13 protein-coding genes and 1 pseudogene are annotated in these 15,383 nt (G+C 42.3%); 8 read left to right on the top strand and 6 right to left on the bottom strand.

What is annotated here, in order from left to right:
* Positions 1 to 55 precede the first annotated feature (55 nt).
* On the bottom strand, positions 56 to 1,639 hold the full coding sequence (locus tag ACZ449_RS19030) for a DUF6385 domain-containing protein (RefSeq protein WP_464257635.1): 1,584 nt from the start codon (positions 1,637 to 1,639) through the stop codon (positions 56 to 58).
* 246 nt (positions 1,640 to 1,885) lie between these two features.
* Between ACZ449_RS19030 and ACZ449_RS19025 the strand changes: the two genes are divergently transcribed.
* Genes ACZ449_RS19025 through ACZ449_RS19015 form a run of 3 tightly spaced genes read left to right on the top strand, consistent with a single transcriptional unit; the run spans position 1,886 to position 7,043 of the window.
* Positions 1,886 to 3,865, top strand: coding sequence for a glycosyltransferase (locus ACZ449_RS19025; RefSeq protein ID WP_464257634.1), 1,980 nt, complete (start codon positions 1,886 to 1,888; stop codon positions 3,863 to 3,865).
* Positions 3,862 to 5,610 carry a glycosyltransferase gene (locus ACZ449_RS19020; protein WP_464257633.1) on the top strand — a complete coding sequence of 583 codons (1,749 nt, stop codon included), beginning with the start codon at positions 3,862 to 3,864 and terminating at the stop codon, positions 5,608 to 5,610. Before ACZ449_RS19025 ends, ACZ449_RS19020 begins: the two co-directional genes overlap by 4 nt.
* On the top strand, positions 5,589 to 7,043 hold the full coding sequence (locus ACZ449_RS19015) for a glycosyltransferase (RefSeq protein WP_464257632.1): 1,455 nt from the start codon (positions 5,589 to 5,591) through the stop codon (positions 7,041 to 7,043). Before ACZ449_RS19020 ends, ACZ449_RS19015 begins: the two co-directional genes overlap by 22 nt.
* 67 nt (positions 7,044 to 7,110) lie before the next feature.
* Here the strand turns inward: ACZ449_RS19015 and ACZ449_RS19010 are convergent, their stop codons facing one another.
* Complete coding sequence (locus tag ACZ449_RS19010; RefSeq protein ID WP_464257631.1) at positions 7,111 to 7,638, bottom strand: DUF3794 domain-containing protein; 528 nt, start codon at positions 7,636 to 7,638, stop codon at positions 7,111 to 7,113.
* A gap of 338 nt (positions 7,639 to 7,976) precedes the next feature.
* Between ACZ449_RS19010 and ACZ449_RS19005 the strand changes: the two genes are divergently transcribed.
* The 4 genes from ACZ449_RS19005 (at position 7,977) to ACZ449_RS18990 (ending at position 11,236) form a co-directional block, all read left to right on the top strand.
* Positions 7,977 to 8,528 (top strand): DUF3794 domain-containing protein, encoded by a 552-nt coding sequence (locus tag ACZ449_RS19005; RefSeq protein ID WP_464257630.1) that lies wholly within the window; start codon positions 7,977 to 7,979, stop codon positions 8,526 to 8,528.
* Positions 8,529 to 8,560: 32 nt separating this feature from the next.
* Positions 8,561 to 9,184: a DUF3794 domain-containing protein gene (locus ACZ449_RS19000; protein WP_464257629.1), complete on the top strand. Its 624-nt coding sequence runs from the start codon at positions 8,561 to 8,563 to the stop codon at positions 9,182 to 9,184.
* Between the two features lie 24 nt (positions 9,185 to 9,208).
* Positions 9,209 to 9,772 carry a DUF3794 domain-containing protein gene (locus ACZ449_RS18995; RefSeq protein WP_464257628.1) on the top strand — a complete coding sequence of 188 codons (564 nt, stop codon included), beginning with the start codon at positions 9,209 to 9,211 and terminating at the stop codon, positions 9,770 to 9,772.
* 165 nt (positions 9,773 to 9,937) lie between these two features.
* The gene (locus tag ACZ449_RS18990; RefSeq protein WP_464257627.1) at positions 9,938 to 11,236 is read left to right on the top strand and encodes a hypothetical protein; all 1,299 of its coding nucleotides are present in this window, start codon (positions 9,938 to 9,940) and stop codon (positions 11,234 to 11,236) included.
* A 165-nt stretch (positions 11,237 to 11,401) separates the two neighbouring features.
* Here the strand turns inward: ACZ449_RS18990 and ACZ449_RS18985 are convergent.
* The 4 genes and pseudogenes from ACZ449_RS18985 to ACZ449_RS18970 form a co-directional block, all read right to left on the bottom strand.
* Positions 11,402 to 11,590 (bottom strand): annotated as a pseudogene (locus ACZ449_RS18985) (SPOCS domain-containing protein); the annotation flags it as partial.
* A gap of 136 nt (positions 11,591 to 11,726) precedes the next feature.
* Complete coding sequence (locus ACZ449_RS18980; RefSeq protein ID WP_464257626.1) at positions 11,727 to 12,221, bottom strand: DUF3794 domain-containing protein; 495 nt, start codon at positions 12,219 to 12,221, stop codon at positions 11,727 to 11,729.
* Between the two features lie 628 nt (positions 12,222 to 12,849).
* A complete protein-coding gene (locus ACZ449_RS18975; protein WP_464257625.1) occupies positions 12,850 to 13,284 on the bottom strand; it encodes a hypothetical protein in 435 nt (144 codons plus the stop codon).
* A gap of 123 nt (positions 13,285 to 13,407) precedes the next feature.
* Positions 13,408 to 13,926 (bottom strand): hypothetical protein, encoded by a 519-nt coding sequence (locus ACZ449_RS18970; RefSeq protein WP_464257624.1) that lies wholly within the window; start codon positions 13,924 to 13,926, stop codon positions 13,408 to 13,410.
* Positions 13,927 to 14,258: 332 nt separating this feature from the next.
* On the opposite strand from ACZ449_RS18970, the gene ACZ449_RS18965 reads away from it, so the two are divergent.
* Entirely contained in the window at positions 14,259 to 15,380 is a 1,122-nt protein-coding gene (locus ACZ449_RS18965) for a glycosyltransferase family 2 protein (protein ID WP_464257623.1), read from the top strand.
* Positions 15,381 to 15,383: the final 3 nt, after the last annotated feature.

Raw genomic sequence — 15,383 nt, 5'->3', positions numbered from 1 at the left:
CCTCATCTTATTGATGAGGGAAATGTATTTGGCAGGCGATGGTAAGGGCGTAACCTTACCCAATCGTATTACCTTGGAAGAAGACGTTGAGGGTTACGGCACTATTGGTGGCATCTTGTGCATAGTAGTACACACGGGCGTATTTGAGGAAGACACCGGCGACAAGGGCTGCTGTGCCGTTGTAGGCGATGGTATACGTGGCGCCATCTTTTATCCAATTGTTGCCGTCTGGGCTCATTTGCAGGTATGTTATTGCGTTATTTGGTGACGGGGAGTCGTTAACTACGCCATACGTCCATTGGCCAAGGCCTAATACTTGTCTTTCGAAGCCAGGACCGCCGTTAGTGATACCTGTGAGAGAAGGAAACACGACATCAGTTGTAGCGAGAGACACGGAAACGGGAAGCAGTTCACCATTAGTAGTGATAGGCAGAGCGGTAGAAGCACTAATAGGAGTAACAGTGGTAGCACTGATAGGCAGAGCAGTATCAGCAGTAATAGGAGTAATAGTGGTAGCACTGATAGGCAGAGCAGTATCAGCAGTAATAGGAGTAATAGTGGTAGCACTGATAGGCAGAGCAGTATCAGCAGTAATAGGAGTAATAGTGGTAGCACTGATAGGCAGAGCAGTATCAGCAGTAATAGGAGTAATAGTGGTAGCACTGATAGGCAGAGCAGTATCAGCAGTAATAGGAGTAATAGTGGTAGCACTAATAGGCAGAGCAGTAGAAGCACTAATAGGAGTAATAGTGGTAGCACTGATAGGCAGAGCGGTATCAGCACTAATAGGAGTAATAGTGGTAGCACTAATAGGAAGCGCGATAGAAGCACTAATAGGCAGAGCGGTAGAAGCACTAATAGGAGTAACAGTGGTAGCACTGATAGGCAGAGCAGTATCAGCACTAATAGGAGTAATCGTGGTAGCACTGATAGGCAGAGCAGTATCAGCACTAATAGGAGTAATAGTGGTAGCACTAATAGGAAGCGCGATAGAAGCACTAATAGGCAGAGCGGTAGAAGCACTAATAGGAGTAACAGTGGTAGCACTGATAGGCAGAGCAGTATCAGCACTAATAGGAGTAATAGTGGTAGCACTGATAGGTAGAGCGGTATCAGCACTAATAGGAGTAATAGTGGCAGCACTGATAGGCAGAGCGGTATCAGCACTAATAGGAGTAATAGTGGTAGCACTAATAGGAAGCGCGATAGAAGCACTAATAGGCAGAGCGGTAGAAGCACTAATAGGAGTAACAGTGGTAGCGCTGATAGGCAGAGCAGTATCAGCACTAATAGGAGTAATAGTGGTAGCACTGATAGGCAGAGCGGTATCAGCACTAATAGGAGTAATAGTGGCAGCACTGATAGGCAGAGCGGTATCAGCACTAATAGGAGTAATAGTGGTAGCACTAATAGGAAGCGCGATAGAAGCACTAATAGGAGTAACAGTGGTAGCACTGATAGGCAGAGCGGTATCAGCACTAATAGGAGTAATAGTGGTAGCACTGATAGGAAGCGCGGTAGAAGCACTAACGTCTAAGCTTCCGGAAGTATCGGTTTTTAATGCTGCATTAGTATCACTACCATAAATTTGCACCTTCATTGATTGGGCTTGGTCTTGAAAGACCTTATAGTTAGGCATAGTTTCTTTTTCCCCCTAATTTAAGTTGGATTTCTGCAATAACAATAACATAAGAGGTAATAAGAATATTAACATAACGTGCTAATATCTACCTCATGATATAATCTATGAGCGTTGATAAATAAAGGTTAACATCATAAACATAAAAAAAAGATTTCTTCTATGTAATTTAAATAGGAGACTATTAGGCACCATGCGAACCAGTCGAACATATATTAAATGGGACACATATCCGGGGGTGGAGAAATGCCTGCAATTAGCTTATGTATGATTGTTCGTGATGAAGAAAAATGTCTTACCAAATGTTTAGCCAGTGTTCAAGAGGTAGTCAATGAAATCATTGTCGTAGATACAGGTTCTAAAGATGAGACAAAAAAAATTGCTGCTGGTTTTGGCGCCAAGGTTATAGATTATATTTGGAATGGTAGTTTTGCAGATGCCCGCAATGCATCCCTTGAAGCTGCCAACGAAGATTGGGTACTGTTCCTTGATGCCGACGAATATCTGGAACCTTCTTCACATGAGGCATTACGTAAGGCAGTGGCGCAAGCTGATGTAGAAGGCTACTATATACCTATTGTTAATATCTATGGCAATGAGCAGCAGCCTGAGCAGTGCCGGGACCTATTGTTCCGTCTGTTCCGTAATCGAAATGAATATAGATTCTGTGGCATTATTCATGAGCAAGTACTAAATTCAATCCTGGAGAAAGATCGCAATGCCAATCTTGCTATTGCCCATGATGTTACCATCTATCATTATGGATATTTAGACAATCAGGTTCAGGAAAAAGATAAGATAAACCGCAACCTTGCACTTCTGGTGCAGCAGATTAAAGATTTTCCTGAAGACAAATATGTGCTGTATCAATATGGATTGGAGCTTTACCGGGCTGAACGTTATGGGGAATCCATCGAAATGCTGAAAAAATCACTGGCAGGTCTGAAACCGGGAGGACCTGAAAGTATGTATTTGCCCAAACTGATCAGGCTGCTTGTTATGGCTCATTATCAGGCTCGCAGATATGAAGAGGCGGTCGAATATGTTAACTATGGTTTATCGCTATATCCGGACTACGCTGATTTGTATCATTATGGCGGGCTGTGTTTCTATGAACTTAGAGCGTTCGACACTAGCTTTGAGTATTTTATGAAGGCTACAACACTAGGTGAGCAAGCCTATGTGTATGGCTCCTATCCTGGTGTAAGAGGGTTTAGGAGTCATTTTTACATGGGGAAAATTTGTGAAGAGTTTGGCAGCGAGGAAGAAGCTCTTGGGCATTATTTGGCAAGTTTTCGGGAGAACTCTTCTTTTCATATCGCGTTAGAGCAGATCATACGAATTTTGGTGAAAGGTGAGGAAAGTGACGATGTAAGAATTGCCCTTGCTACTATGTGTGAGTGTTGTACGGTAGACGCTAAATTCCTGGTAGGGCGCATGTTATTTATGGAACGCTCTTATAAATTAGCAGGGGAATATCTTGAGGCAGCAGCCTCTGGTGGACTAAATACAGCTGAGGTTGCTATCTGCCTGGCTATTTGCCTTAGTCAGCAGGATCGGGTAATTGAGGCTTTAAAACTGCTTGATGAATATATAGATGACAGCGAACATTATGTAAGAGTAATGGTTAACAAAGCCATCATCTTCTGGCTTCAGGATAATGCTTTCAAAGTGCGAAGTATTACCGATAGTCTGCTACTAGTAGGCTTGGATGATGATTTTATGGCAATAGTTAAGTTGTTAAGGTTCCAGCCTAAGGAGGACGTGGGCTTCGTAAACGTAAGGCCGGACTCATCGGAGCTACTTTTTGATATATTGCTGAGAGCCATGGATCATGGAGATTTCAAAAAAGTAGACGAGATTTTAGCCAGGATGCAGCAGGCGTGGATAAAGACGCATGCTTATAGGCTTATGCAAATGTATCTACGACATAATCGGCTTAACGATGCAGAGCGGTATGGACATATCTACTTAGTGAGTAATCAGAACAGTTTTGATGCACTTGTAGGCATGGGGGATATAAAAAGTAAAAAAGCAGAGTACTGGGAGGCAGCTGAATATTACCGGGCTGCTGTTAGCGTTGCTCCTTGCAGTCCCAGGGCGTATGTCAACTTATTGAAGATGTATGACAAACTCTGTCTGGAGACTTTGAAAACTGCTGTAGAAAAACATCCTGACGTCGAACTGTTTAAAGCGATGCTGGAGCAGGAGACGGCAAGACAATGACAGGGCTGATCAGTATTGCTATGATTGTAAAAAATGAAGAAGATATGCTGAGAGCCTGCTTGGATAGTGTTAAAGCGGTAGTTGATGAGATTGTGATTGTGGATACAGGATCAGTTGATAAGACCATGGAGATAGCAAAAAGCTACACCGATAAAGTATATAATTATTCATGGCAGGGAGATTTTAGTGCTGCGCGTAATTTTGCCATCGCCCAGTGCAGTTGTGAGTGGATTTTGGCTGTAGATGCAGATGAACGTTTAGCGGTTGGGCATGAATCCTTGCGAGAGCTAATTACAAGTACAACGAAAGAGGCATTTATATTGCCACTTAAAAATTATAGCGGCCCTGGCAGCAGTGATTATAATGTAATCGGCGTGTTAAGGTTGTTCCGTAACCTGCCGCATTATCGCTATATTGGCAAAATACATGAACAAATTGGCATTGCCGACCAAGACATTGTCGGATACAGTGACTATCCGATTATCAGTCATAGTTATATAGAGCCGCGCCGTCGTCAGGACAAACGCAGGCGCAATATGCACATGCTTGCAGAACAGTTAAAACATGAGCCGGAGAATGAGGCATTTATAAAATATTATCTGGGTTGTGAATGGTTGGGACTGGGACGGTATCTGCAAGCTTGCGCTTGTTTTCGTTGTGCGTATGAGCAGCTTGATAAGAGTCATATATTTTTTCGGTCAAGTGCTGTACGAAGTCTGGTTGCCTGCTTACGATATATGGGGAAATTTGAGGAAGCGTTGGCTATTTGTAAGAGAGAAACAGTGGTATATCCGGAATATACCGATTTGTTTTTTGATGGTGGGGTAGTGTTGGAACAAATGGGGGAGTATGAGGCAGCGCTGCGGTGGTTTGAAGCTGCTGTAGGTTTAAGAACGCCGCTTATTGTGTACCAGCATAGCAATGGGACGGAAAATTTTTTATCTCAATATCACTTAGGACATTGTTGTCAGAGGCTGGGGAAATCTGAGAAAGCTGCTGAGTGGTATGAAAAGGCGCTTGCGGCTAACAAAAATTTTATTTATCCGTTATATGGGCTTTTTATGGTGTTGGTGACCAAGAAAAGTTGCGAGGAATTAGTAAACTACTTCACCGAACGAGGGTATGTGGCAACTGGTGAAGGTCGGCAGGCGCTGGGGGCGCTTTTTTTTGCCAGTGGCCGGCCTGATTTAGCGATAAAAGTATGTAGTCAGGCAGAAAGACCAAGCATTCCTTCCATCGATTTGGCGAAGTATTACCTTTACGGTGGTGATTTTAAGCAGGCATTAACAATGATAGAGGAGCTTCAACCCAAACAAGACCCGAATGATGCGGTGATAATGAAGCTGGAAATACTTTGTTATATATTTCTGCGTGATTTAAGCGCCGCTAAAGCAAAGTGCCTGATTATGTGGCGATATGAGCCTAGGCGTGCTGAGGCTCTGGCTCTATTAACGCTTATTAAAAGATTAGGCGGTCATCGCCTGAAGGTCAGTGAACAATATGAGTCTGTTTTGGTAAACAGTTTACTTAGGATAGTTGCTGATTGCGCGCGTTCGTACGGCGAAAATTCAGGCGTATATATTGAGGTGGCCAAGTGTTGTGAAGAAATCATGAGCGACTTAGAACAGGGAAGTAGAGCCTTGCTCGATTTTTGGAAGAGTGAAATAAAGGGTATAGAGATGCTGCTTGATGTAAGGTATAAAAGTGCGAGAGGTTTATATGTATGGAAAAAGGATGGTTGCTAACAGCTTGTCTTATTGTAAAAAATGAGGAGCATTGTTTAGGGGATTGTCTTAACAGTATTAAGGATTGGGTAGATCAGATTGTGGTTGTAGATACAGGCTCAACAGATAACACGGTGCAAGTCGCCAGACAATATGATGCCCAGATTGAGTATTTTCCGTGGAAGGATGACTTTGCTGCAGCACGAAACTATAGTCTGCAATTTGCTGAAGGTGACTGGATTTTGGTGTTAGATGCTGACGAATGGATCGAAGGGGACTTGACAATCCTATCAGACTTAGTGGCTAAAGATTATGAAGGCTATTATCTTACGGTAAAAAGTTCTTTAGGGACGGAAAAAATTGAGGTTGAGGATTATGTTGTGAGATTATTCCGTAATGGCCGGGGGTACAAATTTATCGGAGCAATCCATGAGCAGATTGCAGGCAGTATAAAAGAGCGTAAGGGGCAGGATGCACTTGCTTTTTCGGGTATTATTGTCAGTCACAGGGGATATGAGCCTGAAGAGATTTTACGCAAGCAAAAGATGGTGCGCAATAGCCAGATAATTAAAAGTCAGTTAGCACGGCGGCAGGATGATACCTTTATGCTATACAGCCTTGGTACTGAACTTATACAACAGGAAAAGTATGGAGAAGCATGCAAGGTACTTATGAAAGCGCTTAGACATATGACGGGGGGAGAAGGGTACTTTCGAGAAGTTATACTGCTTGTACTTATGGCAAGTCTCAAAAATGGTGCTTATGTAGAAACGGAAGATTTGTTTGTTAAATCGCTGGCAATGCTGCCTGCTGATAGGGATATCTTATTTTTGGCAGGACTGCGGCAAGCAGCATTAGGAAATTATCGTTTGGCCGAGGAACTGTTTACCCAAGGGGGCATTAATACTGTACTAGTGCCGCCACAGCTACTTTATGCGATCGTTGGAGAACTTTTTTTCAGGCAAGGAATCTGGCAGGAGGCGGTTATTCATTTTAAGCAGTCATTGGAGGCGGCACCTTCGTTATATAGTGTGGTGAGGCTGATTGAAGTTATGAAACAAGGGGAAGTGGGGGCTGCTAATAATTTGGCTGCTGCTATGGGTAAGAATTTTGCTAAACTGGCACAAGAGGCTTTTCAAAAAGAAGAGTATTATGCGGCTGCTGCTATTTGTCTTGTTACCATGGATAAGGATGTTGGCCAAAATTTTGATCAGTGCAAAAGCATATATCAATCTGTTATAAAACAAACAGACGGCATGCCGTCTAGTATTAAAGGCTATCTGGAATTTTTATATCAACAAATGGAGATATGCAATGCTGTTTTAGTAAACGACAAAAAGTGCCAGATAGCACAAAACTATCTGGCACAAGCAGCCAATAGAAGTCTTAGGGTATGGTTAACGTTGTGGCCGGAGCATATCATGCCGAAAAGTATTTGGGAGTATTGTTTGTAATTAAATAGGGCATATAGCAAAGGGGTTGTGTTGAAACATTTACGTTTTAACACGGCCCCTTTCTCATTTAAGGCGTTTGTTGGTTGTGAGATTGGTCGGTACCTAGTTCAGGACGGCAAGTAGGAGCAAATACTTCTGGGTTACTTGACTCAAAGAAATTGACAAAACATGGATTGCACTGATGGGGGGGCAGTGGATGATAGGATCGTGCCAGTTTTACGCCCAAAATTCTTACATTTAGAGAGATTGCCAGCTCTCGTGAATTAGTGAGATGCAGTTGCTGAGTATTAATATCACATTTCAGATATGCATTCATGCCTGTACGTGCACGGTAATGTACAAAAGTTTCGTCAAAAGGCAGCCTAAAGAATATAAAAGCTACAGGCTGTGTGTCATCGTGAACAGATGCCACGTATTCTGCACAAATGCTGATATAGCCGGTAATACGCATTTGTCTAGGTAATACTACGCATTGCTCAATTATTGGTGTTGATGTTACGCGCAGTAGAAAATCAATGTCAGGCTTATCACCAGGGAGTGTTAAGTTACTGTTGGTCGCAAATTGCCGGGCTCTTCTGTGCTTCGGACGAGCCATACTCTTTCCTCCTTAATCTAATGATATACGCTCTGTATGCAATTATATGTATTGTTTTTGGAGCTTTACTAGTAGTTTATGATTTTAAGTGAAATGTGTTCCGTATATAACCAAAAACTAGCTAGTTGTTTGCATAAATAATAACAGTTGAAAAAAATGTGTTTTTAATAATCTTTTTTGATCTTGGATTATCTAGCAGTAATACAGCGTTTTCTAGCGTTTATGTAGCCGTGTTTTGGAACTACCGAACAATATACTACATATAATGAAGCAGATGAATAAAGTACATCCGAAGTTTTTCTAACAGCCAATTATCCAAATAGTAAGGAGGAATATACATGGATGACAGCTTGGTTACCGTTGCTGGGCTCTGTGACATTAGAGGAATCAATTTTACAAAAGGAGTAGATAATTTTTGGACTCAAATCTCGATCCAGGAGAATTTAAATATTCCTGATATAAAACCAGAGATCGAGCAAATCACAGGAGTAAATGTGGCAGTAAGGATTATTAGAAAAAAGGTAATTGTAACACCTAGTACAGACGAGTGTCCAAATTTTGAAGGCAAATTACTTACAGGGCGGAAACTAATTGTTGAAGGAGAACTTTGCCAAACAATATCCTATATTGCCGCTCGCTGTGAACAACCTGTACATTCAGCTCGTTTTGTCATCCCGTTTTCCGCTTTTATCGTCATTCCCAAGTCGGTGCGGGTATGGTACAAAGACGACGATCAAGAGGTAGATTCGCTGCATACTACTTACCAGATTAATACTTGCTTAGAAGACGTATTTGTCAAAAAAATTACCCCAAGAGAAATATTTGATAATGTAATGTTACTACTACAGGCTGTACCGGTTACAGCCAACATTTGTCTTGATGAGGGTTAGTCAGACAATATGTACAAAAAGGAGGAAGAAATATGAGGTATTGCGATAAAGAACCTGGCAAGGAGAATCTTAGCATAGAGTCCGTGGATTGTAGAACTATGGGTAAATTTCAGAAACCAAAGCTGTCTGACCCTGAAGATCGATCCCAACTTCTGACTATTAACGGTATATGCTCCCCGGAAAAGCTAGAAAAGTTTTTAGATGACGGTGCTATCCGGCGATGGACGGAGCTGGTGATACCGGAAGTGTTATGTATTCCATCATTTAAACCAGATATTGAGCAACTGATAAGCATTTCTGCTGCTGTGGAACTTATCTGCGAGCGGGTAATAAGCACACCGTTCAAAACAATCAACCCCAAGCTGTTTCCTCCTATTTTTAATCAGGAAGGTACAGCAATAACCGGGAAAAAGCTGGTAATAGAAGGAGTACTGAGCCAAAAAATTGTATATTCTGCTTGCCAGACGCAAAGTGTGCATGCTGTGCATTTCGATACGCCGTTCTCGGCGTTTATTGTCCTCGATCCACAGGATCCGCTCACAAGAAAATTTAAGGTAGACGTCTGTATCGAGGATATTTTTGTCACAGATATTACTCAGCGAAAAATATTTAAAAATGTTACATTGGTCATTAGGGCGTTGCCCCTCTTACGCTAAACAAGAACAAGGAGGTTTTCACTGATGAAAGTATGTCAATGCTTTGGGCAGAACGCTGTTGAGATAATAGGCTTGTGTGACCCGGACGAAGTGACTGTATTTGTGGAGCAGCAGGATGAAGATGATTGTGTTGAGGCAGGAGCCTGGACGCAAATATCTGTTCCGGAATTATTTAGACTACCTGATGATAAACCTGATATCGGAACGATTGATAAAGTGTTTGCTGAAGTAAAAATTATTACAACTAGAATTATAAATACACCAATAGGGCCTTGCCCCACAAAAGAAAATATTGAAGGCACCAGGCTGACCGGGAAAAAACTGGTAGTTGAAGGTGTATTAAAGCAAAAGCTTGTTTATACTGCAGCTAGAGCGGATCAGCCGGTTTTTACTGTGCATTTTGACGCACAGTTTTCGGCATTTATTGTTTTGGCACCACATGACGATCATAAAGATTTTTGCGTAGAGGCCTGTATTGAAGACGTATTTGCAATACCATTTAATCCAAGAGAAGTATTTAAAAACGTAACGCTGTTTTTACAGGTAAAACCGTTTAGTGATAGCGATAGTCATGTTTATTTTGAATGAACATGTAATTGAGTAAATTATAGTAATAGTAAAAAGAGGTCTCCTAAAAAGTTAATTAGCTTTTTCGGAGGCCTCTTTGCTATGCATTTAATCCTCGTATTTGAATGCGAATGCCACACCGTGACCATTTCCAATCCTAGTATACGGCTGAACAGCGGTTGGTGCATGAAAACCATCGGGGAGAACAGGATCTCTGCTCTGTTGCTTGCAATAGCCGCTATTATACGATTTGTAGTTATATTTGTAAGAGGGCGGTTCCAAATCGTAGTTATGATGAGGCTTGCAGTTCTGGTTGTGAGAAGGAGAATTATAATCGGTGCTGTGATTCGGTTTGCAGTCATAGACGTGAGAGGGAGGAATATAATCGCCATTGTGATGAGGCTTGCAATCGTTGTCGTAAGAAGGCGGTTTGCAATCGCAGTTGTGATGGGACTCGTAGTCCTGGTAGTGAGCGGGTGGTTTGCAGTCGTCATTGTGATGAGGCTTGCAATCGCAGTCGTGATGAGGCTTGCAGTCGTCATCGTGATGAGGCTTGCAATCGCAGTCGTGATGAGGCTTGCAATCGCAGTCGTGATGAGGCTTGCAATCGCAGTCGTGATGAGGTTTGCAGTCGTCATTGTGATGAGGCTTGCAATCGCAGTCGTGATGAGGTTTGCAGTCGTCATTGTGATGAGGCTTGCAATCGCAGTCGTGATGAGGTTTGCAGTCGTCATTGTGATGAGGCTTGCAATCGCAGTCGTGATGAGGTTTGCAGTCGTCATTGTGATGAGGCTTGCAGTCGTCATTGTGATGAGGTTTGCAGTCGTCATCGTGATGAGGCTTGCAGTCGTCATCGTGATGAGGCTTGCAGTCGTCATTGTGATGAGGCTTGCAGTCGTCATTGTGATGAGGCTTGCAGTCGTCATTGTGATGAGGCTTGCAGTCGTCATTGTGATGAGGCTTGCAGTCGTCATTGTGATGAGGCTTGCAGTCGTCATTGTGATGAGGCTTGCAGTCGTCATTGTGATGAGGCTTGCAGTCGTCATTGTGATGAGGCTTGCAATCGCAGTCGTGATGAGGTTTGCAGTCGTCATCGTGATGAGGTTTGCAGTCGTCATCGTGATGAGGTTTGCAGTCGTCATCGTGATGAGGTTTGCAGTCGTCATCGTGATGAGGTTTGCAGTCGTCATCGTGATGAGGTTTGCAGTCGTCACCGTGATGAGGTTTGCAGTCGCAGTCGTGATGAGGTTTGCAATCGTCATCGTGATGAGGCTTGCAGTCGCAGTCGTGATGAGGCTTGCAGTCGTCATTGTGATGAGGCTTGCAGTCATCATCGTGATGAGGCTTGCAGTCATCATCGTGATGAGGCTTGCAGTCGCAGTTATGATGTGGCTTTTTGCAGTATGGCCCTTGAATAGGTGCACAATGTGGATCGATATGTTTGCAGAGGCTTCCAGGACTTGGCTTAGAGCACTTTTGCTGTGAGTGTTTAGGGATGCGGGAAAATTTAAGTTTACACAGTTTTAATAGTACTATTGTGTTAATCATCCTTGGATTAATAACTTCAGTTTCGGAAATTCTAATTCTAGTTTGCAGGCAAGTAGTGAAGTGTTCACGAGCAAACCGGTGAAGCAGCAAACCGTTGAACGGTATCTCAGCTTGCAGGAAGTGTATAGGTTGTGAGTGGTCAGCCGAACATGCAACATATTCTATACGGATACATACATGTCCAGTAAAAAAAATCTTTTTCCGTATAGTTATAGTTTTATCAATTTTTGTAGTTGTTGAGGTGCGAAGTATGGATTGGATATCAGGTTTATGTTTGGGTACGGTGAGCATACCGTTTACGGAAATTTGAGTACGTCCCATATTCAAATCTCCTCCTATCTTCATATGATAAAGTAGGTAGTTTGTTTATCGTCTACGGTAAGGGCTAGAGTTCTTGTGGCAGCTACCTACTAAGTACTGTTGCAAACTAGAAGTGGTAATTGGCATTGTCATCATGTGGGTGGGAACAATAATTGTATGCTTCTTCAAATACTGGGCAGATAAATATGACTGTGTTTACTATTAGGCATCTGCAATCTAAGCAGCGGACAGAGATATCTTCTATTGCCGAGCATACTTGAATTACTTCATCCTTGATAGGGCCTAATAATATTAAACTGCAAAAGGGAATTTCAAAATGGGCACAATGGACCGACTGGCAGAGGTCATCCGCGGCAAAAGTAACCTTGATCTGTTTTGTGCCTTCGACGACAACCTTGTTCCCAACAGGGGTACAAATAATTTTAGCTGAGCAAATGACTACGTTTACACAAACTTCCAACACATCGCGGATGTTAGGATTAGGGTGTGGTATACATAATTTATCAGTTTCGCAGAATTCGGTGAAGGGATGTCGGGGAGGACACTTTGGAAACTGTGATGTCGGTGTAATACCCGTAACATCGACAAACTTACTACTCATGAGGGTTCCTCCTTATCTATGAAATGTTTTATATCTTCCATTTGTATTATTTTATGTTTTCAGGAGGATTTCTGTTACTATAACTAGATATTAATTCAAACTATTATGTTCGGTTGCGTAAATAGTAAATAATAAGATAAGACTTGGCTTGTGCCAAGTCCTTTAGGGCGCCGGCAGAAACCTTAGTCGTTCTTATGTCAACAGAATTTAGTCATAAATTCTGGTAGATAAGAAAAACCGCTAACGCAGTCCTTTGGATTTGAGCACATCAGATATCCAGTCAATCGAATACAAGGAGAGAGGTGTTACTTTTGGCATTGCCCTAAAAGTAACAAAAGGTCTAGGCCCTAAGCCTCCAAAAGCTGAAAAGCCGGGCGATATTCCTAAAATCCGTAAACTCGCTCAAACAGTACGGATTTTTTAACGGAATACCGCCTGGCTTTCTCCTGCGGATCGCTTTTCCCGGCAAAGGCCGGGAAGTTACGGAGGTTGCCGGAGTACCACCACATTCTGATACGTTAAAGAAAACGGAAGCCGATGTTGCCTTATCCAGGCGGAAAGTTATACTTTCTTACAGGATTAAAGGAAAAGCCGGTGCGTCTGCGCGCCCCGGCATCGTGGATTTATGCTATTCGTCTGTGAGACAAGCGCCACCGCTTGTTAGTCCTATTGAGGAAACATCATCCCAATTAATTAAAATGGAGGAAGGCACTGCATAAAGTGTTTCGGGGGCTCCGGTGAAGCCGAGTATCGGTGTAACTCTTGAGCCGCTGACTGGGTCGTCGGCAAAAGTTGGACAGCAGATGTTTCCAGGAATACATGCTATCGTCATGCGAATAAAGCGAGGGGCACAACAATCGCCCATACGTAGGCCGGTGGATTCTTCTTTTTGACTATCATCTGAATCTGATGAGGGACTATCAGGGCGGGAATTTGTGAACCGACCACAATCCCAATCATCGATTGTTCCTTGATATACGATACCACATCTAGTGACAATAGTTGCACTTAGGTTTCCGACCAGGCAGCCCAAATTTAACCTATCTTCACTTCCCGAGGTCATGATTACATTACTCCTTTCTTCCAATATTAAGATAAGCGGAGTACCGCGTTCACTTACCTAATGTTTGTAAGTACGAAACCCCGGAGACCGGGGTTTCGTTGTTAAAGAAAGCAAGAAGTTAATCTAAGCAAGACAAGCAACAGATGGGCCGATGGCGGCAATCTCATCTAAGCCAATTAATATAGTGTCATCTTCACTAAACAGAGGAGTAAAGACGCCTCCGAGTGTAACTCCTACACCAATAACTGCGGCAAAGAGACCAACAACAGCAGTAATATCAAAAGTAGGACAGCACACAAAAGCAGGCGGGCAGGTTAGGCGCAGGCAGATAAATTTGGGATCATTAATGCATTTGACATCAACATCAACTTCAACCGGTTTGGTGGGGCAATGAGGTTTTTTGTCATCGTTGTCATCGTCGTCTTTGCAGTCTTTTTCTTCTTTGTCATAGCCCATAGTCATGGCTGGGAAAACAACCGGGCAGCCGTATTGCGCACGGGTATTATCGTCGTCTTCATCAACCACGACTCCTTGGAATATAAAACCGCAGCAGGTTACGACAGTAATAGCTGCATTTCCTAATACGCAGTCGAGATTAAATCCTTTTCCTTTTCCTTTTCCTTTTTTCGCACCAAATGGCATAATTGAATCTCTCCCTTATTAAATAATTTTTTTTGGCTCTCGCCTACTATATACTATGCAACGCTATTGTTAAGTGCTTATGAAAAATAGATTTTTTTTATTTTGTATATATGGGTTGCACACTGTAATATATGTATCACCCTGAGAAATGTCATATTGTCTTATGAGGTAAATTTTTGTAAATTAGAATATTTATCTTTATCTCACAATAAAAATGTTATAATCACGACAAAGCTGGTCCTCTGCATGCAGTGGGGACCAGCTTATCTTTCACATTTCAGTGTCGCTAGGAATAAAGTAATTAGTAGCATATATTTTGAGGAGGTAGTAACATGCCGGATAGTGCTAAGCAATCCCACGCACCGATAACTATTAGTTTATGTATGATTGTAAAAAACGAGGAGGCTACAATTGAGCGCTGTTTGCGATCGGTTGAGCAAATTGTCGACGAAATCATAATAGTAGACACAGGTTCAACAGATAAAACAAAAGAACTGGTGAGCCAGTTTACCAATAACATCTATGATTTTGAGTGGATAGATGATTTTTCTGCCGCCCGCAATTATGCATTTAGTAAGGCTACGCAGGAATACATTCTCTGGCTGGATGCTGATGATGTTTTTTTCGACCAAGAACGTCAAAAGTTTCTTGAATTAAGAGCAACTCTCAGTCGGGAAATTGAAGTCATTACTATGCTTTATTATTTAACTTTTGATCCAAGTGGAAACGTAGCCTGTCAAATACGCAGGGAGCGTTTAGTTAAGCGAGAAAAAAATTACCAGTGGATGGGAGCGGTTCACGAATTTTTAGACGCGAAAGGCACTCAGTTAGATACAGGAATTGCCGTAGCCCACAAGCCCTTAAAACACGATAGCGATCGCAATCTTAAAATCTATGAACGACGGCAGTTAAAAGGAGAAGAATTCTCACCGCGAGATCTATACTATTACGCCAATGAGTTAAGAGAACATAGTCTCTATAACCGGGCAATTGAGTGTTACCAAAAATTCCTAGAAACTAAGCAAGGAGCATTTGAAGAGAAAATTGCTACCTGCGCCAGTTTAGCTGATTGCTATTATTTGCTTCATGACGAAGAAAATGAGCTTAAGTATATATACCAGTCTTTCCAATATAGCACTCCCAGAAGCGATTTCTGCTGCCGGCTTGGTTTTAATCATCTTAATAATAATCGAATAAAGCAGGCTATATTCTGGTATACACTGGCTACCCATCTAAAGACTGCCAATTCTTCATGGGGGTTAGTGAATAATCAATGTGAAACATGGTTGCCTCATCTTCAGCTGTGCGTATGTTATTCACGCCTTGGCGACTACAAATTAGCTTACGAACACAATGAAAAAGCGGCAAATTTTATTCCCGATAATCAATTGATTCACCATAATCGGAAACTTTTGCAAAGTAAACTGAATATTGAGCCTTCTGAGGGTGATTAACTG

The sequence above is a fragment of the Desulfosporomusa polytropa genome (assembly GCF_055380075.1).
The sequence above is the reverse complement of the archived record's forward strand: the minus strand, read 5'-3'. Positions and strand labels throughout refer to the sequence as shown.